The following is a 20,942-nucleotide window of genomic DNA, read 5'->3' on the forward strand; positions in this document are numbered from 1 at the left end:
ACCAACCCCGTGCAGGAGCAGCAACATGGCAACCGTCGCAGTCACAGACGCAACATTCGACGCAGAAGTTAAGAATTCCGATATCCCCGTTGTGGTGGATTTCTGGGCTGAGTGGTGCGGCCCCTGTAAGCAGATCGGCCCCGCGCTCGAGGAACTTTCCTCCGAGATGGACGGCAAGGTAAAGATCGTCAAAGTCAACGTTGACGAAAACCCCAACAGCCCCGCCCAGATGGGTGTCCGTGGCATTCCTGCCCTGTTCATCTTCAAGAACGGCGAAGTCGTATCGAACCTGGCCGGCGCCCGCCCCAAGGCAGCGCTGCAAGGCTGGATCGAAGAGTCGATCTAAGCTGCCGAACCCGCAGCAAGCACATTCAATGGCGCGTCAGGCAAAGGCTTGGCGCGCTATTTTTTTGATCCGCTCGAACCGCATGACATTGGCGATAGATCCATGTTCTTGGATCCGGTTCCAGTCGGTCAGGATCTGCACCCGCGTCAGGAAGTGCACCGTGGGGTCATCGGGCGGCACCAGCGTGTATCCTTCAAAGAACGCATCCCAGGCGGCGGGCGGAACGCTATGGCCTTTGGGCAAGGCGTCAAGGTCGCCGACCATCTGGGTATAGCTTTGCAGCAGCCGCGCGATGTCATAGCCCACGGGCGACGGTGTGGTCGCTGAAAAATCGAACGCTGCAGTCTCTTCGGGCGCCATCACCAGATTATACCCGTTCAGGTCGCCGTGTTTCGCCGCGATCTGGCCCGCGTGCCCTTGGGCCTGCGGCGCGTATTCCGCGATACGGCCCGCATAGTCTGCAAAACGTTGCTTGCCGTTGATCCGACGCGCCCCGCTTTCAACACGCGCCACCAGACGGTGCAGGTGATTGACCATGAACCGCGGCTGAAACGGATGGGTGCCCCGCAAAGTCGCCCCGTGAAACGCCGCCAGCCAGCCGCCCGCCCGTCGCAGCAAGGGGGCGTGATCCTCTCTCTGGCGGCACAGGTCCAGAAACGTATCGCCCTTGGCAAAGCGCATCAGATAGGCCTGCTGGCCCGGGTCCGCCGCGAGGATTTGTGGCACGCTATAGCCGGGCACGCCGTCGAGCGCGTCACAGGCAGCCTTATGGGCCGCAAGCATCGCGGTGAACCTGTCGGTATCCCACGGACGGGCCACGTGCTTGAGCACGACAGAGCCCCCGTCACGCCCGTCATAGCGCTGCACGATCTGGCGCTGGTTGCTGTCATCCTTGATCCACTCGGCCCCGCAGGTACAGGTTTCGGGCGCAATCCCTGCCTTGGCCGCCAATCCCTCAAATATCTGAAATCCTTTGGTTTTCAGGTCTTCTACCGGTGGCATTCAAATCCTTTCGGGACATTAGCCTTGCGAAACAGCGGCGGGGTTTTCATATAGGTTTGAACTATGGAGGCTACATGTCAAAGCAAGAATTCCCCGGCTGGCACGGGACCACCATTATCGGTGTGAAGAAAGACGGCGAAGTCGTGATCGCGGGCGACGGTCAGGTCAGCCTTGGCCAAACCGTGATCAAAGGAACCGCACGCAAGGTGCGCCGGCTCAGCCCCGGCGGGTTTGACGTTGTGGCGGGCTTTGCCGGATCGACCGCTGATGCTTTCACGCTGTTGGAACGGCTTGAAGCCAAGCTTGAAGCCACGCCCGGGCAGTTGGCGCGTGCCAGTGTCGAGCTTGCCAAAGACTGGCGCACCGACAAATACCTGCAAAAGCTCGAAGCGATGCTGATCGTGTCAGACGGGCGCGAGCTGCTGGTGATCACCGGCGCGGGCGACGTGCTGGAGCCTGAACATTCTGTTGCGGCCATCGGGTCGGGCGGGAACTACGCGCTGGCCGCGGCGCGCGGCATGATGGACAGCGACCGCGACGCCGAAACCGTCGCGCGGGATGCGATGAAGATCGCCTCGGACATCTGCGTTTATACCAATGGTAACCTCACGGTGGAGAAAATCACACAATGACCGATCTGACCCCCCGCGAAATCGTCTCTGAACTTGACCGTTTTATCATCGGCCAAAACGACGCCAAACGCGCCGTTGCCGTGGCGCTGCGCAACCGCTGGCGCCGCAAGCAGTTGGGCGATGATCTGCGCGACGAAGTCTACCCCAAAAACATCCTGATGATCGGGCCCACCGGCGTGGGCAAGACCGAGATCAGCCGCCGCTTGGCAAAACTGGCGCGGGCCCCTTTCCTCAAGGTCGAGGCGACGAAATTCACCGAAGTCGGCTATGTCGGCCGCGATGTGGAACAGATCATCCGTGATCTGGTAGACAGCGCCATCGTCATGACCCGCGAATATATGCGCGAAGACGTGAAGGTCAGCGCGCACAAGGCCGCCGAAGAACGCGTTGTTGACGCGATTGCGGGCAAGGACGCCCGCGAAGGCACCCGCGATATGTTCCGCAAGAAGCTGAAAGCGGGCGAGCTGGACGATACGATGATCGAGCTTGAAGTCGCCGATACCTCTAGCCCGTTTCCGGCCATGGATATCCCCGGGCAACCCGGCGGCGGTATGGGGATGATGAACCTTGGCGATCTGTTTGGCAAAGCCATGGGCGGCCGGACGGTCAAGAAACGTCTGTCTGTCGCCGAAAGCTACGAGGTGCTGATCAGCGAAGAGGCCGACAAGCTGCTGGATGACGAGACCGTCAACCGCGCCGCGATCGAAGCGGTAGAGCAGAACGGCATCGTCTTTCTGGACGAGATCGACAAGGTGTGCGCCCGCTCTGACGCGCGTGGCGGCGATGTCAGCCGTGAAGGCGTGCAGCGCGACCTGCTGCCCCTGATCGAAGGCACCACCGTATCGACAAAACACGGACCGGTGAAAACGGATCACATCCTGTTTATCGCCTCGGGTGCCTTCCATATTGCCAAGCCGTCCGACCTGTTGCCCGAATTGCAGGGCCGCTTGCCGATCCGCGTCGAGCTGCGCGCGCTGACGGAGGATGATTTCGTTCGCATCCTGACCGAGACCGACAATGCGCTGACGCTGCAATATACCGCGTTGATGGGCACCGAAGAGGTCGAGGTCACATTCACCGACGAAGGTATCAAGGCGCTGGCCAAGATTGCCGCTGACGTAAACCAGTCGATCGAGAATATCGGCGCGCGGCGGCTTTACACCGTGATGGAGCGTGTCTTTGAAGAGCTGTCGTTCAGCGCGCCGGATCGCACCGGCGAAAAGATCACCGTCGACGGCGATTTCGTCGAGAAGAACCTGGGCGAACTAACACGATCCACCGATCTGTCACGCTACGTTCTTTAGGGCTTTTCAATCTGCCATGCGCCTGAGAATGATGGCGCATGGCATACTTCAGATTTATCCGCGCCAATTGGGTGTTCTTGTTGGCGGGTTTCCTGCTGACATTTACCTCGGCCTATGGGCAGACCTATTTCATCTCGCTTTTCGCGGGCGAGATTAAGGGCAGTTTCGGGCTGTCTGACGGTCAATGGGGCGGGATCTATACCATCGGCACGACGCTCTCGGCGATCACGATGATCTGGGCGGGTGTGCTGACAGACCGGTTTCGGGTGCGTCGGCTGTCATTCTGGGTAATGGTCGCGCTGGCGGGCGCCTGTCTGGCGATGGCCGCTGTGCCGAACTGGATCGCGCTGATCTTTGTCATCTATGCGCTGCGTCTGACCGGGCAGGGGATGATGTCTCAGCTTGGGGCCGTGGCCATGGTGCGCTGGTTCGAAGCCGCACGGGGCAAGGCGCTGTCGCTATCGTCTATGGGCTTTGCGGCGGGTCAGGCGATTTTGCCTGTCGTTTTCGTCGCCCTTTTCGCAAGCTTTCACTGGCGCAGCCTTTGGGTGCTGGCCGCCGCTTTGGTGCTGATCACCATGCCGGTGATGCTGCTGTTGCTGCGGCAAGAGCGTACGCCGCAATCCATGGCGCAAAGCACGCAATCGGCGGGGATGGACGGGCAGCACTGGACGCGGATGCAGATGATCCGTCACGGGTTGTTCTGGCTGATGATCCCGCTGGTGATCGGTCCTCCGGCTTGGGGGACGGCGCTGTTCTTTCAGCAGGTCCATCTGACAGAAGTGAAGGGCTGGAAGCTGGTCAGCTTTGTCGCGCTGATGCCGCTTTATACGGTGACATCCGTAGTCTCGACCTTTGTGTCGGGCTGGGCAATTGACCGGTTTGGCGTGACGCGGGTCACGCCGGTGCAAATGCTGCCTTTTGCGCTGTCTTTCGCCGTGCTCGCCTTTGCCGATACGATTGCGATGGCGGGTGTCGGGTTGATGATCTTTGGCGTGGGGCAGGGGATGCAGGCCACCGCGACCTCTGTTTTCTGGGCTGAATTCTATGGCACGCGCTATATCGGGTCGATCAAGGCCGTGGGCGCCGCGCTGATGGTGTTCGGGTCGGCCATCGGGCCGGGTGTGACGGGGCTTTTCATTGATCTGGGCGTTGATTTCCCGCAGCAGATGATCCCGATTGCGATCTACTATGCCGTGGCCGCGATCATGGCGACTGTCGGGGTGTTGCGCTATCGCAAGCGGTTGGTCGCGCTTGTCACGGCTTAACGGTGACGCCGCAGATAGACGTAATAGGCGCCGCCGCCGCCGTGGCTGATATGCGCCTGACTGACCTGAAGCACCGCTGACGACAGCGGCGGCATCGACAGCCATTGCGGCACCTGATGACGCAGCACACCGTGGCGCACGGGGATCGGGCCGCCTTCGTCCCGCATCTTGCCTTTGCCGGTGATCACTAAGACAAGGCGCCGCCCCTTGGCATGCGAGCCCAGAATGAACTTGGTCAGCGCAGGGTGCGCGCGGTCCAGCGTCATGCCGTGAAGGTCGATCCGCCCTTCGGGGCGCATCTTGCCGCGCTTGAGCTTGCCAAACGCCTTTGAATCCATCTGCACCGGTGCCTGACGCAGTTGATCGGGCAGGGAGGGCATCAGATCATGAGTGTTTCGCCGCGGCTTGGGATCGGGCTTGCCCATCACGACAGAGCTGCGCTTGCGGATTTGCGGCGGCGTTGGTGCGGGGCCGTGGATCGGGGAGGTGCCGTCAATCTCGGCGCGGAACAGCTTGTCAACATCAAGCTTTTCCGTCCGCTCTGTCACCTTTTTCCAAAGCGATAGATCATCCTTATCCAGACGCTTGCGGCTCATAGCAGCGGCTCCGGCAAAAGCGCATAGGCGCGCTGGATCGGCATCAGGACCATCATCCGCCCCGGATCACGCAGCTTGCCCGCGGCACGCCCCGCCTTGTCGCCGGTGCCAAAGAACACATCCGCCCGTTGCGCGCCCTTGATCGCCGACCCGGTATCCTGCGCGATCATCAAGCGGTGCATCGGTTCCTTGCCCTCTTTTTCGATCCAGACAGGGGCGCCGAGCGGTACAAACTTGGGGTCCACTGCAACGGTGCGCAGGGTGGTCACCGACCGGTTCATCGCGCCAAGCGGCCCCTGATCGGCGGGCACCTGATTGACCTCGCGAAAGAACACATAAGACGGGTTGTGATACAGCAGCTCGCGCCCGTCATCAGGGTTACGACGGACCCAGTTCTTGATCACCTCTGCGCTTACCTGATGCGGGTCATAGACGCCGCGGCGCACCAGTTCGACGCCGATCGACCGATACGGGTGGCCGTTCGCCCCACGGTAACCCACACGCAGATAATTGCCATCGGGCAGCCTGATCCGGCCAGAGCCTTGGATTTGCAGAAAGAAAAGTTCGACCGGGTCGTCAACATAGGCGATCTCAAGGCCGCGGCCCTTCATCACGTCGGTATCCAGAATATCGCGGCGGGTCAGCCACGGGTTGTTCGCCTTCGCCTCTGGCGGCATGGCATAGACCGGATAGCGGTAGCGGTCGGAGGGGTAGAGATCACCGTCAAGTTCAGGTTCGAAATAGCCTGTGAACATCGCCTCGTTTCCGTCCTCGATCAACACAGGCCGGAACAGAAGTTCAAAGAACTGGCGCGGATCGGGGTCGGATCTGGCATAGGCGCAGATGTTGCGCCAATCGACATCCTTCATATCACCGCAGGTATTCAGAAACGCGCGCAGGGCGGCGGCGTGGTCGTCGGTTTCCCAACCCTCAAGCTGGTCGAACGACAGGATCGAATAGGACACATCTGTCGCAGAAGCGGGCGGCGCCATCAGGCCCGCCCACAGCAATGCACCCGCACAGGCACGTTTTAACCGTCTGTAGAAACGAGCAGCCAATTTGGATCATCCGAGCCCATGACACGGGCAAACACCCATGTGTCTTTTTGACGATTGACCTCTGTCGTGCTGCCTTCGACGATTTCACCATCGCGGTCTTTCACGACCGACGTCAGCTCGGCCACGAAACGGATCGTCAGCTCTGCCTCGTTGGTGGTCTTGTCCATCGTGGCGTTCTCAAGCTCCATCTCGCGGATGCCGATAAAGTGGCTTTCCACGGTCAGGCCCTGATCTTCACGCGCGGCGACGCCTTCGACAAAGCTTTCGTAGATGTCTTCCGAGAGGAAGGGTTTGATCTCGTCCAGATTACCGTGTTCGTAGCCCATCACGATCATCTCATAGGCACCGCGGGCGCCGCCCAGAAAGTCGCTGACCCCAAAGGAGGGCTCGACACGCTTCATCTCGGCCAGTGCGAGCGCGGTATCGGACCCTTCGGGCGCGTGATCGGTGATATCCAGATCAGGGCCACCTTCGATGACTTCGAACGCGGGGCCGCTGGGGCGTTCGGGTTTCTCGCTGACCTCGGCCGGTTTTTCAAAACCGGTGCGTGTGCCAAGCACATTCTTGAGCCGCAGGATCAGGAACACGGCAATAGCGGCCAGTACCAGAAGCTGTATCATGGGCGAATTCATAGGTACCTCGTGCTGAGAAACATGGAAACGTCGGTCTAGTGCCCCTATGTAGGGTGTGAACCGGGCCAAGTCCACTCTGGCCCATAGGAAAGGACGCATGCCATGTGGCTGTTTTTGGCTTTTATTGCCGTACCGTTGATAGAAATAACGTTGTTCATTCAGGTGGGTGGGGCAATTGGCCTCGGCTGGACGCTGGCGATTGTTGTTTCTACCGCGATCATCGGCACCTATCTGATGCGCGCACAGGGTGCGCTGGCACTTGGCCAGATCAAATCGTCCCTGTCCGAAGTCCGTGATCCGACCGAACCGCTGGTGCATGGCGCGATGATCCTGTTTGCCGGCGCGTTGCTGCTGACACCGGGGTTTTTCACCGATGCCTTGGGCTTTGCCCTGCTGATCCCCGGCGTACGCACCGCTGCGTTCAAAGCTGCACGCAGCAAGGTTAACGTGAGCAGCGTCCATATGGGCGGCACCTCGGGGCCACGGCGCCCGCAGCCCCATCGTCCGATGCAGGGGGATGTGATCGATGGCGAGTATCACGAGCTGTCGGAACAGGACCGCGGGCCCAAACGCCCCTCTGGCTGGACCGATCACTGACGACGGGCCATTTGAAGCGGGCCATTGAGCGCGGCAAGGCGATCTGATAAGCCCGACTAAATGAGTTTATTGTCTTAAGGAGCCTCTAAATGGCTGAAGAAGAAGCAACACAACCGACCCAGGCCGCACAGCCGCAGATGCGCATTCTGGGTCAGTTCATCCGTGATATGTCCTTTGAAAACATCATGGCGCAAAAAGGCGCGCCGACAGATGTACAGCCCGACGTTCAGGTTCAGGTCAATCTGGACGCGAAAAAGCGGTCGGCAGAGAACCAGTATGAATCCGCGATCAAGCTTCAGGTTACGTCAAAAGCCAAAGGCGGCGACGCGACGCTGTTCCTGCTGGAAATCGACTATGTCGGTATCTTCCACGTTGAAAACGTGCCCGAAGACCAGATGCACCCATTCCTGCTGATTGAATGCCCGCGCATGATCTTCCCGTTCCTGCGCCGCGTTGTCAGCGATGTGACCCGCGACGGTGGCTTCCCGCCGCTGAACCTCGAAAACATCGACTTTGTTGCGCTGTATCGCAACGAGATCGCGCGCCGTCAGGCCGAGAATACGCAAAAAGCGGACGCCTAAAGCGTCTTCCACACAGCGCTGTCGCCCAGTTTATCGACAAATTCGGTATGGGCGGCGGCCTCTTGCGGGGTAATCCGCGAGGGCAGGGGCGTCGGGCGCGGTTTTGGCGTCCAATCGGGGGTGGTGTCGCCCTCTTTCTTTTCCGGTTTGGTCGACAGGCCAAAGTCCGGTTGCCGCCCGCCGATCAGCTCTAGATAGACATCCGCCAGAATTTCACTGTCAAGCAAAGCACCGTGAAGCGTCCGCGACGTGTTATCGATGCCAAAGCGGCGGCATAGGGCGTCCAACGACGCGGGCGAACCCGGAAAGCGTTTGCGCGCGATGGCCAGCGTATCAAGCGCCTGTTCCCACGGGATCTGGGGCAGCCCCATCCATTTCAATTCCGCGTTCAGAAACTTGATATCGAAGGCGGCGTTGTGGATCACCAGCTTTGAGTCACCGATGAAATCCAGAAAATCCTGCCCGATCTGCGCAAACTTTGGTTTGTCGCGCAAAAAGTCGTCCCCCAGCCCGTGCACTTCGAAGGCTTCGGCGGGCATGCTGCGTTCGGGGTTGATATATTGGTGATAGGTATTGCCGGTCGCCACGTGACCCATCAGTTCAACCGCACCGATTTCAACGATCCTATCGCCGCTTTCAGGGTCGAATCCGGTGGTTTCCGTATCCAGTACGATCTCACGCATGGGACAGCTTTCCTTTGATATCGTCGATGACGGCCTCCACCTGCGCGCGGGCGTGGGGCAGGGTGTCTGTTTCAATCACATAATCGGCCAAAGCGCATTTTTCATCGTTTGGCATCTGTTTGGCGCGGATGTTTTCGAACTGTTCCAGCGTCATCGTCCCGCGCGCCATCACGCGCTTTTGCTGGATGTCAGCCGAGACCGTGACACAGGCCACCGCATCCATGCGTTTGTCACCACCGGTTTCAAAAATCAACGGGATGTCGAGCACGACGATCTTGGCCTTTGTTTCCGCCAGAAAGGCCGCCCGATCTTCACCGACCAGCGGATGCACAATGCTTTCGATCGTTTTCAATACGGTGGGGTCCGCATCAATCAGGCTTTTGAGTGCGGGCCGCGATACCTCGCCCGCAACCACCGCATCAGGTAGCGTTTCTTGGAAGGCCGCGACGGCGGCCCCCCCCTTGGCATAGAGCCGATGCACGGCGGCATCCGCGTCCCAGACGGCGCAGCCAAGATCAGCGAACATTTGTGCGGTGGTCGATTTCCCCATACCGATCGACCCGGTCAGACCCAGAAGAAACATCAGCGCAACGCCGCCAGGCGTGTTTCATGGTCCACCGTCGGTCGCGCGCCAAACCACCGTTCGAACCCCGGCACCGCCTGATGCAAAAGCATGCCTAAACCGTCAACAGTGACGCATCCTGCCGCCTCTGCGGTTGCCAGAAGCGTGGTTTTCAACGGCGCATATACCAGATCCGTGACCACCGTATCGGCGCGCAACCCATCAAGCGGCACGCGCAGCTCGGATTTTCCGATCATCCCCAGCGATGTGGTGTTCACCACGAGGCCGGCATGGCTGACCATTGTCCCCGCCTGCGACCAGTCGTAGACCGTCACGCGGTTACCAAAGACCGACCGCAACCGTTCGGCCCGCACACGGGTGCGATTGGCGAGCAGGATCTCGGGCACGCCGGCGTCCAGTAGCGAAGAGATGACGGCCCGCGCGGCGCCACCGGCACCAAAGACGCAGGCGGGGCCATCACCCGACACCCAGTTTGGCGCGCCCGCCTTGAGGTTTTCGATAAACCCGTAGCCGTCCGTATTATCGCCCTGAATTTTACCGTCTGCGCGGAAGGTGATCGTATTCACTGCCCCAATCATCGCGGCGCGGTCTGTAATAATATCTGCGATCTCGATCACCGCTTCTTTATGGGGGATCGTGACATTGGTCCCGATGAACCCCATTTTCGGCATCGCCTCAAGCACTTGACGAAGGTCTTCGGGTTCGACGTGCAGGGGGATATAGGCCCCTTGCAGCCCGAGCGTTTTCAGCCAGTGCCCGTGGATCTGCGGGGATTTTGAATGGGCAATCGGCGATCCGATCACACCTGCCAGCGGTATTTTAGCCAAGCTCATGCGGATAGATCCCCCCGTAGCGTCAGATAATTCAACAGTTCAAGCAGGGGTAACCCTAGGACATTAAAGTAATCGCCTTCAATGCCGCTGAACAGCCTGACGCCTTCCTCTTCTAGTTTATAGGCACCGACCGCATGTTGGATACTGTCCCAGTTCCGCGCGACGTACTCTTCTATATAGCTGTCGGACGCGTCGCGCATGCGCAGCCGCACCTGACCCACGTGACGCCAGATCGGTTTGCCATCCTCGACGATCACTGCGGCGGATAGCAAGCTATGGCGATCGCCGCGCAGGGATTTCAGCTGGGCAATCGCCTCGTCTGGCGTGGCGGGTTTTGACAGCAGCGTTCCGCGATGGTCGAGCACCTGATCACAGCCCATCACCAAGGCGCCCGGGGTCTTGTCGCTGACCTTGCGGGCTTTCATCTCGGCCAGCGTATCGGCGATATCGCGGGGGGGTGCCTGCTCTGCCAGCAGGGCCATCTTAATCATTTCTTCATCAATGCGCGCCACGCTCACCTCATGGGGGACGCAGGCCTGTTGCAGCAGCTGTGACCGGATCGACGACCCGGAGGCGAGGATGAAACGTTGGGGCATGGGGATAAACCTGTGTGCGACGCTAGGAAGTTCTTAGGGATTTTTCCCCCGAATGGCGAGAGTGCGCGAAAGCGTCGGGAAAACCCCTGCCTGCCAGCGGGAAATTCCAGCTTTATACGGGGCGGCATAAGGATAAATCACAACCCCCCTGAACGGAGTTAATCCCAAGCTTATCCACAAAGCTACACAGTTTATCCCCTGAAATTTTTTTATTTAAGTATTTGAAAAAGGGTGAATTTATCCGCGCGGCGCCGAGTTATCATCGATACGGGATTCACAACATGCACAAGTGGATAAATCGAGGTACAAAACAGTAATCCACAGAAAATGATCCCCCTACTTACATCATCATCTTTCTTCTTTTCTTATTTATATTAGTAAGAAGGCACCAACCGGAGTGTGACATGACCGACTTGCTTGCCATCGCCTATCCTTGGGTAAAATCGCTTCATATTATCTCGGTCATTTCGTGGATGGCGGCGTTGTTCTATCTGCCGCGGCTTCTCGTGCATCATACAGAGCAGGTGGGCCAAAGCGGCCAGACCCACGATCTTTTCAAGATGATGGAGTTCAAGCTTGCCACCGTGATCATGCGCCCCGCGATGATCGGCACCTGGATTTTCGGGCTGGCGCTGGTGTTCACACCGGGCATCGTCGACTGGGCCGCTGTGTGGCCCTGGACGAAGGGCGCAAGCGTATTTGCTATGACGGGGTTCCACGGGTGGCTTGTCGGGCGTGTGAAGGCCTTTGCAGCGGGGGAGAACCGGCTGAGCGGCAAACGTTACCGGATCATGAACGAGGTACCGACGCTGCTGATGATCATCATTGTATTCTCGGTCGTCGTGAAATTCTAAGCTGATTGACGAAACCCGCCATTCTGAGTATGTGTTTCCTGCACCCCGTCCGGGGACCGTATACATCTGCCCATTTTTATGACACGACCCGCCCGCATTCCGGGATCGGAACAGGATATTTCCATGACAACTGAAACACTTAACCTTGCCGATCTAAAGGCGCAGACGCCCAAGAATCTTCTGGCGATGGCCGAAGAGCTTGAGATCGAAAACGCATCGACCATGCGTAAAGGCGAAATGATGTTCCAGATCCTGCGCGAACGTGCGGATGAAGGCTGGGAAATCTCGGGCGATGGTGTGCTGGAAGTGTTGCAGGACGGTTTTGGCTTCCTGCGGTCGCCCGAAGCGAACTATCTGCCGGGCCCCGATGACATTTACGTCTCGCCCGAGATGATCCGCCAGCACTCGCTGCGCACCGGCGACACAATCGAAGGGCTGATCAAGGCGCCAGATGATGCGGAGCGGTACTTTGCGCTGACAGATGTCACCAAGATCAACTTTGAAGAGCCGGAAAAAGCGCGCCACAAGGTGGCCTTTGAAAACCTGACGCCGCTTTACCCCGATGAACGTCTGACAATGGAAGTGGATGATCCGACGATCAAGGACCGGTCCTCGCGTATCATCGATCTGGTATCGCCCATCGGTAAGGGCCAGCGCTGCTTGATCGTGGCGCCGCCACGGACCGGTAAAACGGTTCTGCTGCAAAACATCGCGAATTCGATCGAACAGAACCACCCCGAGTGCTACCTGATCGTTCTGCTGATTGACGAACGCCCCGAAGAAGTCACTGATATGCAGCGTAGTGTCAAAGGAGAGGTTGTTTCTTCCACCTTCGACGAGCCTGCAACGCGCCACGTGGCCGTGTCGGAAATGGTCATCGAAAAGGCGAAACGTCTGGTCGAGCATAAGCGCGACGTTGTGATCTTGCTGGATTCGATCACCCGTCTGGGCCGTGCGTTCAACACTGTTGTGCCGTCGTCGGGTAAGGTTCTGACCGGTGGTGTTGATGCCAATGCGCTGCAGCGCCCCAAACGTTTCTTCGGTGCCGCGCGGAACATCGAAGAGGGTGGGTCGCTGACCATTATCGCCACCGCGCTGATCGACACTGGCAGCCGCATGGACGAGGTGATCTTTGAAGAATTCAAAGGGACTGGTAACTCTGAAATCGTGCTGGATCGCAAGATTGCGGACAAGCGCGTCTTCCCTGCGATCGATATTCTGAAGTCCGGTACGCGGAAAGAGGATCTGCTGGTCGACAAAAACGATCTGCAAAAGACCTTTGTGTTGCGTCGTATTCTGAACCCGATGGGCACGACGGATGCGATTGAATTCCTGATCGGGAAGTTGAAGCAAACCAAGACAAACTCCGATTTCTTCGACTCAATGAATAGCTAAATATTCACTTAAATCAGTGGGTTAAATGATATGGATACGATATTCGCCCAAGCCACAGCGCAGGGGCGGGCCGGTGTTTGCGTCATTCGTATCTCGGGCCCGCAGGCGTTTTTTATCGCTGAAACCATCGCGCAGCCATTGCCCGCCCCGCGGGTGGCCGCCGTGCGGGAAATTAGTGACGCCGATGGGCAGGTCATTGATCGTGCCCTTGTCCTGACTTTCGAAGGCCCGAACAGCTTTACCGGCGAAGACACGGTCGAACTGCACTTGCACGGCAGCATCGCGGTGGTGCGTGCGGTACTGGCGCTGCTCTCTGGTTTTGACGGCACGCGCCTTGCCGAGCCGGGCGAATTTACCCGCCGTGCGATGGAGAATGGCAAGCTGGACCTCACACAGGTTGAGGGCTTGGGTGACCTCATCGAGGCAGAGACCGAAGCCCAGCGAAAACAAGCCTTGCGCGTTTTGTCCGGGCACTTGGGTCAAAAGGTCGATATCTGGCGCGAAAAATTGATCCGCGCTGCCGCTCTGCTTGAGGTGACCATCGATTTCGCGGATGAAGACGTTCCCGTCGACGTCTCGCCCGAGGTTACGGAACTGCTGAATTCGGTGAACGCCGATATTCTGGCTGAAATCGCCGGTACGCATACGGCAGAACGTATCCGAACGGGTTTTGAGGTCGCGATCATCGGCCGGCCCAATGCTGGGAAATCGACTTTGTTGAACGCATTGGCGGGGCGCGACGCGGCGATTACCTCTGCCGTGGCGGGTACGACGCGCGACGTAATCGAGGTCCGGATGGACCTTGGTGGCCTGCCGGTGACCTTGCTGGATACGGCAGGCTTGCGCGAGGGGGCAGACGAGGTCGAAGCCATCGGGATCGACCGCGCGAAAACCCGCGGCGAGCAAGCTGACCTGCGCGTGTTTTTGAGTGAAGAGGATGAGGAACTGCCTGTCGCCGCAGTTGCGGATGATATCGTCCTGCGACCAAAGGCTGACTTACGCGATAGCGCGGATAACGCCATATCTGGTGTGACGGGGCAGGGCGTACCGCAGCTTATAGAAAGAATACAGGCCATTCTTGGCGCGCGAAGCCTGAATGCAGGCCTTGCGACGCACGAACGTCACCGCGTTGCATTGCAGAAATCAGCCGAGGGATTAGCCGCTGCGATGTTGGTTCTGGATCACGGCCCCGATCAATATGATATAGTATCAGAAGAACTGCGCCATTCGATTCGCGCACTTGAGGCGCTGGTAGGCCGAATTGACGTTGAGAACCTGCTGGATGTAATCTTTTCGAGCTTTTGCTTGGGAAAATAGATGGAGTGTTTCACGTGAAACATTTTGACGTGATAGTTATCGGTGGCGGCCATGCCGGAGCCGAAGCGGCCCACGCATCCGCGCGTATGGGCGCGAATACTGCTTTGATTACGATGTCGCGCGGCGGGATCGGGGTGATGTCCTGCAATCCGGCTATCGGTGGTCTTGGTAAGGGACATCTAGTCCGAGAGATTGACGCGCTGGATGGTGTTATGGGGCGTGTCGCGGATAAAGCCGGCATCCAGTTCCGTCTTTTGAACCGCCGCAAGGGACCCGCTGTTCAAGGCCCGCGGGCGCAAGCGGACCGTGCTATCTATCGGAAAGAAATGCTGGCCGAGACCGAACGCCAAGAGAATCTGACCATCGTAGAGGGTGAGGTGACCGACTTCATTCTCGATAATAGTAAGGTTTCTGGTGCCGTTCTTGCCGATGGTGAACAGATCGCTGCGGCTGCGGTTGTTTTGACGACTGGGACTTTCTTGCGCGGGGTCATCCATATTGGGGATGTGTCGCGCTCCGGCGGTCGGATGGGCGATAAAGCCTCCGTCGACCTGGCAAACCGGATTGACTCGTTCAACTTACCACTCGGACGCTTGAAGACCGGGACGCCACCGCGTTTGGACGGGCGGACGATTGACTGGGAAAAGTTGGAATCGCAACCCGGAGATGATGAGCCTGTCTTGTTCTCTTTCTTGTCAGAGGCGACGTCCGCTCCGCAAATCTCCTGCGGCATTACGCATACTAATGAAAAAACGCATCAAATTATTCGCGATAACCTGTCGCGCTCCGCGATGTACGGGGGGCACATCGACGGGGTAGGGCCCCGATACTGCCCGTCGATTGAAGATAAAGTTGTCCGCTTCGCTGACAAAACCTCGCACCAAGTTTTCCTGGAGCCTGAGGGCGCCGATGACCACACCATCTACCCCAATGGTATTTCGACCTCGCTGCCTGAGGATGTTCAGCTTGCCTATGTGCGGTCGATGGTTGGGTTGGAAAATGTAGAAATCATCCAGCCCGGTTATGCGATTGAATATGACTATGTTGACCCCCGCGCCCTTGACCTCGCGCTTTCCGTGAGGACCGTGCCTGGCCTATATCTCGCTGGTCAGATCAACGGTACCACCGGCTATGAAGAAGCTGCTGCACAAGGTTTGGTCGCCGGATTGAACGCGGCACTTGCAGCTCAGGGTAAAGAGCCGGTAACGTTCAGCCGAGCCGATAGCTATATCGGCGTGATGATTGATGACCTGACCACCCGGGGAGTGACAGAGCCCTATCGCATGTTCACCTCTCGCGCCGAATTCCGTTTGTCACTTCGTGCTGATAACGCTGACCAGCGCCTCACGCCGTTGGCGATCGCCTTGGGCTGCGTATCGCAAGAGCGGGTTGCGCACTTTAACGCCAAAATGGCCAAGATCGACGCGGCGATGGCAGAGCTCACGAAAACGCCCTATGCATCAAAGGCGATCGAGGCGGCAGGGATCAAGGTTAGCCAGGACGGAACGAAGCGGACCGGTTTCCAACTGTTGGCATTTCCGGATGTGACATTCGAGCAGATCGTCTTGATTAATCCAGCGCTTGAAACGGTAGAACCCGAAATTCGCCGTCAGGTCGAGCGGGATGCGCTATATGCAAACTATATCGCGCGTCAGCAACGGGATATCGACCTCCTCCAGAAGGATGAGGCGCATGTTATTCCCGCGAATTTTGATTATGAAGCCATCGACGGACTGTCAAATGAGCTTACCTCGAAGCTGTCGCTGACACGCCCGACCAATCTCGCACAGGCGGCCCGCATTGACGGTATGACGCCCTCGGCCTTGACGCTGCTTCTGTCTCATCTCAAGCGCGGCAGCCAGAAGAAGTCTGCATGATGGGCGCTTTTGAGGAGGATGTTTCACGTGAAACATTGGAGAAGCTTCAGCATTTCTCGCAATTGGTCGAGAAATGGACGGCGAAGATAAATCTGATTTCCAAGCCGAGCGTCCCCGAGATGTGGGAGCGCCACATTCTGGATTCTCTACAAATCTATTCCCACGCGCCCAATGCGGGCCATTGGGTAGATCTTGGAAGCGGTGGCGGTTTTCCGGCAATTGTCGTAGCGCTGATGTCGCAGCAAGAGAAGCGTGCGACGAAATTCACCTTAGTCGAAAGTGACCAGCGTAAATGCGCGTTTCTGAGAACAGCCATTCGGGAGCTTGAGCTGAACGCTACGGTGGCGAACGCGAGGATTGAAGCGCTTGAACCCTTGGAAGCAGACGTTCTAAGCGCGCGGGCCCTGTCCGACTTGACCGCTTTGCTAGGTTTTGCAGATCGCCATCTTTTACCTTCTGGCACTGCGCTTTTCCCGAAGGGGGAGAACTGGCGCGCAGAGGATGCCGCTGCGAGAGAGACCTGGGCATATACCTGCGACGCGATCCAAAGCCAGACGAACCCAGCCGCCGCAATTCTTAAGATCAAGGAAATCAAACATGTCTGATCTGTCTCGACCTTCGGGGCCCAAAATTATTGCGATTGCGAACCAGAAGGGTGGGGTGGGCAAAACCACGACGACGATCAACCTCGCGGCGGCTTTGGTTGAGCAGAAGCAGCGCGTTCTGGTCATTGACCTTGATCCGCAGGGCAACGCGTCAACGGGTCTGGGTATTGAATTGGATGATCGGGAATTTACAACCTACGAGCTTTTGCTTGAGGATATCGACCTTGATCAAGTAATTATGACGACCGAGACAGAAGGCCTGCATATCGTTGCCGCCACTGTCGATCTCAGTTCCGCAGATATGGAATTGATCGCTAATGAAAAGCGTAGTTTTCTTCTGCACGACGCCCTGCGGCAGACGCAGATGGACAGCTACGCCTTTGATTATATACTGATTGATTGCCCGCCATCGCTGAACTTGCTGACAGTGAACGCGATGATTGCGGCGCATTCGGTGCTTGTCCCGTTGCAAAGCGAGTTTTTCGCGCTTGAAGGTTTGTCGCAGTTGATGCTGACCATCCGCGAAGTGCGCCAGAGCGGGAACAAGGATCTGCGGATCGAAGGAATTTTGCTGACGATGTATGATCAGCGGAACAACCTGTCGCAACAGGTTGAGCAGGACGCCCGAAGCAATTTGGGCGAACTAGTATATAGAACCGTTATTCCGCGCAACGTACGGGTCAGTGAGGCACCCAGTTACGCGATGCCGGTTCTAAGTTACGATAGCGGGTCGAAAGGTGCCAAAGCGTACCGCGATCTGGCGAAAGAAGTACTGGCAAATAGTGCCGTATAAATAAGGGGTCAGGCAATGGCAGATAAAGACAAACGGCGCGGTTTGGGTCGAGGATTGTCAGCTTTGATGGCGGACGTAGCGGAGACACAAACGGTGGCATCAGAAGGCGCGGCGGAACAGTATGTTCCTATTGAAAAGATTTCTCCTAATCCGGAGCAGCCGCGCAAGCGGTTTGATCCGCAGGACTTGGATGATCTTGCAAACTCTATCCGCGAAAAGGGGGTTATCCAGCCGCTGATCGTACGCCGCCGCGATGATGGGACGTTCGAAATTGTCGCGGGTGAACGCCGTTGGCGTGCGTCGCAGATGGCGCAGCTGCATGAACTTCCGATCATCGTGCGCGAGTTCACCGATGTTGAAGTTCTCGAAGTTGCGATTATCGAGAACATCCAGCGGGCGGACCTCAATTCGATCGAGGAAGCGGCGGGCTATCGTCAGCTGATGGACCGTTTTGGACACACGCAAGAGAAGATGGCGGAAGCCTTGGGCAAAAGCCGCAGTCATATCGCGAACTTACTGCGCTTGCTGAACTTGCCCGAAAATGTACTGGAAATGGTGCGTCAGGGCGATCTGACAGCGGGCCACGCCCGGACCTTGGTGCCGTCGAAGAACCCTGAAAAGCTGGCCAAACAGATTATCGCCGGCGGCTTGTCGGTGCGCGCGGCCGAGGCGCTGATCAAGAAAGAGCAGCAAGCCGAGAATGAAGGACCAAACAAGCGGGCGGCGAAATCCTCGAGCGAAAAAGACGCGGATACCCGCGCGCTTGAAGGGGATCTGTCAGCGAACCTTGGTTTGAAGGTAACCCTGAACCACAAGCCGGGGCAGGAGGCGGGCCAGATGGTGCTGCACTACACGACAATGGACGAGCTGGACGAGCTTTGCCAACGTCTGTCGGCTTCTTAATCCGACAAAAGCTCGGCTAGGATCGCGTTTAGCACCATAAAGCCCTCATCCGTTACATAAAGCTGGTCTTTATCCCTAGAAATCATCCCGATGTCCTGCATCTGGGTGATTTTTTTTGTCGAAAGCGGTGCGCCGGAAAGCGCCTCGTACCGGCGCAGGTCCACGCCTTCTTTCAGACGCAGCCCCATCATCAGAAACTCGCTACCCTGATCTTCGGTCGTTAAAAGCTCACGGGGCTTTTCGGTGGCACCGCTGGCAACAGCGTCAAGCCAGCGTTTGGGGTTGCTATAACATTCGGTCGCAAAACGATTGCCGTTTTGGGTCAGGCGCCCGTGGGCCCCTGGACCGATGCCAAGATAATCACCGTAGCGCCAGTAGATCAGATTGTGCCGCGATTGCGCCCCGTCGCGGGCGTGGTTCGATACCTCGTAAGAGGGCATGCCCATCTCGCCGCAAATATCCTGAGTGGCCGCATACATATCGGCACCAAGATCATCGCTGGGCAGCCCGCGTAGCTTTCCCACCGCATAGCGATCGCCAAATGCGGTGCCTTGTTCGATGGTCAGTTGATACAGCGACATATGGTCTATTGCTAGGGATAGGGCCTGTTTCAGCTCGGTCCGCCAGTCGGCCAAACCCTGGTTCTGGCGGCCATAGATCAGATCAAAGCTGACGCGTTCAAAGGTGTTGCGGGCGATGTCAAAAGCGGCAAGCCCTTCGTCAACCGTATGGATGCGGCCCAGACGTTTCAGGTCCGCATCATTCAGGGCCTGTATCCCCATTGAAATGCGGTTGACGCCCGCCTGACGGAAGGCGGCAAAACGGTCGGCCTCAACCGAACCGGGGTTCGCCTCGAGCGTGATTTCCAGATCATTCGCCGTGGGCCACAGTCGACGGATCGCGGCGATGACATCAGCGACGACATCGGGGTCCATCAGGCTGGGGGTGCCACCGCCGAAAAAGACGGCGTTCAAGACGCGCCCTTGGGTTTGGGCGGCGCCGCGTTCAAGCTCTGCCAGATAGGCATCGCGCCAGGCCCGTTGGTCGATTGTGCGACTAACATGGCTGTTAAAGTCACAATAGGGGCACTTCGCCTCGCAAAACGGCCAATGGATATAAAGGCCAAAGCCCCCCTGGCGCCAATCCTCAGTCAAAGCAGGCAGAGATCAGTTTGGCGAAAGCGTCCGCACGGTGGCTGATTGCGTTCTTGGCGTCGGCGGACATTTCGCCAAAGGTCTGTTCGTGCCCGTCGGGTTGGAACATCGGGTCATAGCCGTGACCGACGTCGCCGCGGATCGGCCAGACAAGCGTGCCGTTCACGCGGCCTTCAAAAATTTCCTCGTGCCCGTCGGGCCAGACCAAAACCAATGTCGCGCAGAACCGCGCGCGGCGCGGGTGGGGGGCGTTTGCCTCTTCCAGCAACCTGTGGGTCTTGGTCATTGCCATGACGAAATCGCGGCCGTTGGGCGTTTCCGACCAATCGGCGGTATAGACGCCGGGGGCATTGTCCAGCGCTTCGACCTCGATCCCGGAGTCATCTGCAAGCGCGGGAAGGCCCGTTGCCGCGACCGCCGCACGTGCTTTGATGCGAGCGTTGCCGATGAAAGTGCTTTCGGTTTCCTCCGGCTCGCCCAGGTTCATCTCGGCTGCCCCTTTGACGGTGACGCCGAAGGGGGCGAAAAGCTCGGTCATTTCCTGCAGCTTGCCAGCGTTGTGGGTGGCGACCAGGATCTGATCGCCGGTGAATTTACGGGTCATGCGGTGGCTGCCTTTTGCTTCTCGACCAGCTCTGCCACGCCTTTTTCGGCGAGGTCCATCAGCTGGTTCATCTGGTCGCGCGAATAGGTGGAGCCTTCGGCGCTCATCTGGATCTCGATCAGTTTGCCGCTGCCGGTCATAATAAAGTTACCGTCGACGCCTGCTTCGGAATCCTCGGGGTAATCAAGGTCAAGCACCGGCTGGCCCGCATAGATGCCGCAGCTGATCGCGGCGACCGGATCGACCAGCGGGTCGCTGACCACGTCGCCGGCCTTCATCAGCTTGTTCACCGCCAGTTTCAACGCGACCCAACCCCCCGTGATAGAGGCACAACGCGTGCCGCCGTCGGCCTGCAGCACGTCACAGTCGATGGTGATCTGACGTTCGCCCAAGGCGCTACGATCCACGCCGGCGCGCAGGGCGCGGCCGATAAGGCGTTGAATTTCAACGGTACGGCCCCCTTGTTTGCCCATGGCCGCCTCGCGGCGCATACGGGTGTTGGTGGCACGGGGCAGCATGCCGTATTCTGCCGTGACCCAGCCCAGACCGGAGCCCTTGATAAAGGGTGGCACGCGGTCCTCGATCGTGGCGGTACACAGCACATGGGTGTCGCCCATCTTGATCAGGGCCGATCCTTCGGCGTGTTTGGTGAATCCCGTTTCAATCGATACGGCACGCAGTTCGTCAAGTTTCCGACCAGAGGGGCGCATAGGTATTTCCTTTTCCATT

General features: G+C 58.2%; 24 protein-coding genes. 13 read left to right on the plus strand and 11 right to left on the minus strand.

The window, feature by feature from the left end:
• The first annotated feature begins 25 nt into the window (after positions 1 to 25).
• Positions 26 to 346, plus strand: a complete 321-nt coding sequence (gene trxA / locus AADW22_RS01845; RefSeq protein WP_005850739.1) for a thioredoxin — start codon at positions 26 to 28, stop codon at positions 344 to 346.
• Between the two features lie 36 nt (positions 347 to 382).
• Here trxA and AADW22_RS01850 read toward each other — a convergent pair whose 3' ends face one another.
• Complete coding sequence (locus AADW22_RS01850) at positions 383 to 1,348, minus strand: phosphotransferase family protein (RefSeq protein WP_407474135.1); 966 nt, start codon at positions 1,346 to 1,348, stop codon at positions 383 to 385.
• 74 nt (positions 1,349 to 1,422) lie between these two features.
• Between AADW22_RS01850 and hslV the strand changes: the two genes are divergently transcribed.
• From hslV to AADW22_RS01865, 3 genes are read left to right on the plus strand one after another with little or no spacing between them, the layout of a single operon-like run.
• A complete protein-coding gene (hslV, locus tag AADW22_RS01855) occupies positions 1,423 to 1,980 on the plus strand; it encodes an ATP-dependent protease subunit HslV (protein ID WP_005850743.1) in 558 nt (185 codons plus the stop codon).
• Positions 1,977 to 3,284 (plus strand): ATP-dependent protease ATPase subunit HslU, encoded by a 1,308-nt coding sequence (hslU, locus tag AADW22_RS01860; protein ID WP_009825703.1) that lies wholly within the window; start codon positions 1,977 to 1,979, stop codon positions 3,282 to 3,284. The genes hslV and hslU overlap by 4 nt, the downstream gene beginning before the upstream one ends.
• 38 nt (positions 3,285 to 3,322) lie before the next feature.
• Entirely contained in the window at positions 3,323 to 4,552 is a 1,230-nt protein-coding gene (locus AADW22_RS01865; RefSeq protein ID WP_407474136.1) for an MFS transporter, read from the plus strand.
• Here AADW22_RS01865 and AADW22_RS01870 read toward each other — a convergent pair.
• The 3 genes from AADW22_RS01870 to AADW22_RS01880 are packed head-to-tail and all read right to left on the minus strand — an operon-like array spanning position 4,549 to position 6,838.
• Entirely contained in the window at positions 4,549 to 5,148 is a 600-nt protein-coding gene (locus AADW22_RS01870) for a Smr/MutS family protein (protein WP_243250937.1), read from the minus strand. The genes AADW22_RS01865 and AADW22_RS01870 overlap by 4 nt on opposite strands.
• A complete protein-coding gene (locus tag AADW22_RS01875; protein ID WP_064217232.1) occupies positions 5,145 to 6,140 on the minus strand; it encodes a murein transglycosylase A in 996 nt (331 codons plus the stop codon). Before AADW22_RS01875 ends, AADW22_RS01870 begins: the two co-directional genes overlap by 4 nt.
• Before the next feature lie 38 nt (positions 6,141 to 6,178).
• Positions 6,179 to 6,838 (minus strand): Tim44/TimA family putative adaptor protein, encoded by a 660-nt coding sequence (locus AADW22_RS01880; RefSeq protein ID WP_005850752.1) that lies wholly within the window; start codon positions 6,836 to 6,838, stop codon positions 6,179 to 6,181.
• Between the two features lie 102 nt (positions 6,839 to 6,940).
• On the opposite strand from AADW22_RS01880, the gene AADW22_RS01885 reads away from it, so the two are divergent.
• Both AADW22_RS01885 and secB read left to right on the plus strand, forming a co-directional pair.
• Positions 6,941 to 7,435: an FxsA family protein gene (locus AADW22_RS01885; protein ID WP_009825706.1), complete on the plus strand. Its 495-nt coding sequence runs from the start codon at positions 6,941 to 6,943 to the stop codon at positions 7,433 to 7,435.
• Positions 7,436 to 7,524: 89 nt separating this feature from the next.
• On the plus strand, positions 7,525 to 8,016 hold the full coding sequence (gene secB, locus AADW22_RS01890) for a protein-export chaperone SecB (protein WP_005850756.1): 492 nt from the start codon (positions 7,525 to 7,527) through the stop codon (positions 8,014 to 8,016).
• Here secB and dnaQ read toward each other — a convergent pair.
• From dnaQ to AADW22_RS01910, 4 genes are read right to left on the minus strand one after another with little or no spacing between them, the layout of a single operon-like run.
• On the minus strand, positions 8,013 to 8,699 hold the full coding sequence (dnaQ, locus tag AADW22_RS01895; protein ID WP_005850757.1) for a DNA polymerase III subunit epsilon: 687 nt from the start codon (positions 8,697 to 8,699) through the stop codon (positions 8,013 to 8,015). The two genes, secB and dnaQ, sit on opposite strands and share 4 nt — an antisense overlap.
• Complete coding sequence (gene coaE / locus AADW22_RS01900; protein ID WP_184583687.1) at positions 8,692 to 9,282, minus strand: dephospho-CoA kinase; 591 nt, start codon at positions 9,280 to 9,282, stop codon at positions 8,692 to 8,694. The genes dnaQ and coaE overlap by 8 nt, the downstream gene beginning before the upstream one ends.
• On the minus strand, positions 9,282 to 10,115 hold the full coding sequence (locus tag AADW22_RS01905) for a shikimate dehydrogenase (RefSeq protein ID WP_407474137.1): 834 nt from the start codon (positions 10,113 to 10,115) through the stop codon (positions 9,282 to 9,284). The genes coaE and AADW22_RS01905 overlap by 1 nt, the downstream gene beginning before the upstream one ends.
• Positions 10,112 to 10,711, minus strand: coding sequence for a Maf family protein (locus tag AADW22_RS01910; protein ID WP_407474138.1), 600 nt, complete (start codon positions 10,709 to 10,711; stop codon positions 10,112 to 10,114). The genes AADW22_RS01905 and AADW22_RS01910 overlap by 4 nt, the downstream gene beginning before the upstream one ends.
• 404 nt (positions 10,712 to 11,115) lie before the next feature.
• On the opposite strand from AADW22_RS01910, the gene AADW22_RS01915 reads away from it, so the two are divergent.
• From AADW22_RS01915 to AADW22_RS01945, 7 genes are all read left to right on the plus strand, one after another.
• The gene (locus tag AADW22_RS01915; RefSeq protein WP_009825711.1) at positions 11,116 to 11,565 is read left to right on the plus strand and encodes a CopD family protein; all 450 of its coding nucleotides are present in this window, start codon (positions 11,116 to 11,118) and stop codon (positions 11,563 to 11,565) included.
• 123 nt (positions 11,566 to 11,688) lie between these two features.
• Positions 11,689 to 12,960, plus strand: coding sequence for a transcription termination factor Rho (gene rho, locus AADW22_RS01920; RefSeq protein ID WP_005850767.1), 1,272 nt, complete (start codon positions 11,689 to 11,691; stop codon positions 12,958 to 12,960).
• 30 nt (positions 12,961 to 12,990) lie between these two features.
• Positions 12,991 to 14,277, plus strand: coding sequence for a tRNA uridine-5-carboxymethylaminomethyl(34) synthesis GTPase MnmE (gene mnmE / locus AADW22_RS01925; protein WP_407474139.1), 1,287 nt, complete (start codon positions 12,991 to 12,993; stop codon positions 14,275 to 14,277).
• 14 nt (positions 14,278 to 14,291) lie between these two features.
• Entirely contained in the window at positions 14,292 to 16,154 is a 1,863-nt protein-coding gene (gene mnmG / locus AADW22_RS01930) for a tRNA uridine-5-carboxymethylaminomethyl(34) synthesis enzyme MnmG (RefSeq protein WP_407474140.1), read from the plus strand.
• Positions 16,151 to 16,759: a 16S rRNA (guanine(527)-N(7))-methyltransferase RsmG gene (gene rsmG / locus AADW22_RS01935; RefSeq protein WP_340245136.1), complete on the plus strand. Its 609-nt coding sequence runs from the start codon at positions 16,151 to 16,153 to the stop codon at positions 16,757 to 16,759. Before mnmG ends, rsmG begins: the two co-directional genes overlap by 4 nt.
• A complete protein-coding gene (locus AADW22_RS01940) occupies positions 16,752 to 17,552 on the plus strand; it encodes a ParA family protein (RefSeq protein ID WP_005850775.1) in 801 nt (266 codons plus the stop codon). Before rsmG ends, AADW22_RS01940 begins: the two co-directional genes overlap by 8 nt.
• A 15-nt stretch (positions 17,553 to 17,567) precedes the next feature.
• The gene (locus tag AADW22_RS01945) at positions 17,568 to 18,455 is read left to right on the plus strand and encodes a ParB/RepB/Spo0J family partition protein (protein WP_132997652.1); all 888 of its coding nucleotides are present in this window, start codon (positions 17,568 to 17,570) and stop codon (positions 18,453 to 18,455) included.
• Here AADW22_RS01945 and hemW read toward each other — a convergent pair.
• The 3 genes from hemW to rph are packed head-to-tail and all read right to left on the minus strand — an operon-like array spanning position 18,452 to position 20,923.
• Positions 18,452 to 19,609, minus strand: coding sequence for a radical SAM family heme chaperone HemW (gene hemW, locus AADW22_RS01950; RefSeq protein WP_407474141.1), 1,158 nt, complete (start codon positions 19,607 to 19,609; stop codon positions 18,452 to 18,454). The two genes, AADW22_RS01945 and hemW, sit on opposite strands and share 4 nt — an antisense overlap.
• A complete protein-coding gene (rdgB, locus tag AADW22_RS01955; protein ID WP_407474142.1) occupies positions 19,602 to 20,213 on the minus strand; it encodes an RdgB/HAM1 family non-canonical purine NTP pyrophosphatase in 612 nt (203 codons plus the stop codon). Before rdgB ends, hemW begins: the two co-directional genes overlap by 8 nt.
• On the minus strand, positions 20,210 to 20,923 hold the full coding sequence (gene rph, locus AADW22_RS01960; RefSeq protein WP_037942417.1) for a ribonuclease PH: 714 nt from the start codon (positions 20,921 to 20,923) through the stop codon (positions 20,210 to 20,212). Before rph ends, rdgB begins: the two co-directional genes overlap by 4 nt.
• Positions 20,924 to 20,942: the final 19 nt, after the last annotated feature.

The sequence above is a fragment of the Sulfitobacter sp. PM12 genome (assembly GCF_045586035.1).
In the GTDB taxonomy this organism is placed as follows: Bacteria; Pseudomonadota; Alphaproteobacteria; order Rhodobacterales; family Rhodobacteraceae; genus Sulfitobacter; species Sulfitobacter pontiacus.

What these genes read in the sequence shown, in the direction of transcription:
- AADW22_RS01880 (WP_005850752.1), bottom strand. Translation starts at nt 6,838, where the DNA reads ATGAATTCGCCCATGATACAGCTTCTGGTACTGGCCGCTATTGCCGTG.
- trxA (WP_005850739.1), top strand. Translation starts at nt 26, where the DNA reads ATGGCAACCGTCGCAGTCACAGACGCAACATTCGACGCAGAAGTTAAG.
- AADW22_RS01875 (WP_064217232.1), bottom strand. Translation starts at nt 6,140, where the DNA reads ATGGCGCCGCCCGCTTCTGCGACAGATGTGTCCTATTCGATCCTGTCG.
- rho (WP_005850767.1), top strand. Translation starts at nt 11,689, where the DNA reads ATGACAACTGAAACACTTAACCTTGCCGATCTAAAGGCGCAGACGCCC.
- AADW22_RS01865 (WP_407474136.1), top strand. Translation starts at nt 3,323, where the DNA reads ATGGCATACTTCAGATTTATCCGCGCCAATTGGGTGTTCTTGTTGGCG.
- dnaQ (WP_005850757.1), bottom strand. Translation starts at nt 8,699, where the DNA reads ATGCGTGAGATCGTACTGGATACGGAAACCACCGGATTCGACCCTGAA.
- rdgB (WP_407474142.1), bottom strand. Translation starts at nt 20,213, where the DNA reads ATGACCCGTAAATTCACCGGCGATCAGATCCTGGTCGCCACCCACAAC.
- AADW22_RS01910 (WP_407474138.1), bottom strand. Translation starts at nt 10,711, where the DNA reads ATGCCCCAACGTTTCATCCTCGCCTCCGGGTCGTCGATCCGGTCACAG.
- rph (WP_037942417.1), bottom strand. Translation starts at nt 20,923, where the DNA reads ATGCGCCCCTCTGGTCGGAAACTTGACGAACTGCGTGCCGTATCGATT.
- AADW22_RS01905 (WP_407474137.1), bottom strand. Translation starts at nt 10,115, where the DNA reads ATGAGCTTGGCTAAAATACCGCTGGCAGGTGTGATCGGATCGCCGATT.
- AADW22_RS01915 (WP_009825711.1), top strand. Translation starts at nt 11,116, where the DNA reads ATGACCGACTTGCTTGCCATCGCCTATCCTTGGGTAAAATCGCTTCAT.
- AADW22_RS01945 (WP_132997652.1), top strand. Translation starts at nt 17,568, where the DNA reads ATGGCAGATAAAGACAAACGGCGCGGTTTGGGTCGAGGATTGTCAGCT.
- hslV (WP_005850743.1), top strand. Translation starts at nt 1,423, where the DNA reads ATGTCAAAGCAAGAATTCCCCGGCTGGCACGGGACCACCATTATCGGT.
- hslU (WP_009825703.1), top strand. Translation starts at nt 1,977, where the DNA reads ATGACCGATCTGACCCCCCGCGAAATCGTCTCTGAACTTGACCGTTTT.
- mnmE (WP_407474139.1), top strand. Translation starts at nt 12,991, where the DNA reads ATGGATACGATATTCGCCCAAGCCACAGCGCAGGGGCGGGCCGGTGTT.
- AADW22_RS01870 (WP_243250937.1), bottom strand. Translation starts at nt 5,148, where the DNA reads ATGAGCCGCAAGCGTCTGGATAAGGATGATCTATCGCTTTGGAAAAAG.
- secB (WP_005850756.1), top strand. Translation starts at nt 7,525, where the DNA reads ATGGCTGAAGAAGAAGCAACACAACCGACCCAGGCCGCACAGCCGCAG.
- AADW22_RS01940 (WP_005850775.1), top strand. Translation starts at nt 16,752, where the DNA reads ATGTCTGATCTGTCTCGACCTTCGGGGCCCAAAATTATTGCGATTGCG.
- AADW22_RS01885 (WP_009825706.1), top strand. Translation starts at nt 6,941, where the DNA reads ATGTGGCTGTTTTTGGCTTTTATTGCCGTACCGTTGATAGAAATAACG.
- rsmG (WP_340245136.1), top strand. Translation starts at nt 16,151, where the DNA reads ATGATGGGCGCTTTTGAGGAGGATGTTTCACGTGAAACATTGGAGAAG.
- AADW22_RS01850 (WP_407474135.1), bottom strand. Translation starts at nt 1,348, where the DNA reads ATGCCACCGGTAGAAGACCTGAAAACCAAAGGATTTCAGATATTTGAG.
- coaE (WP_184583687.1), bottom strand. Translation starts at nt 9,282, where the DNA reads ATGTTTCTTCTGGGTCTGACCGGGTCGATCGGTATGGGGAAATCGACC.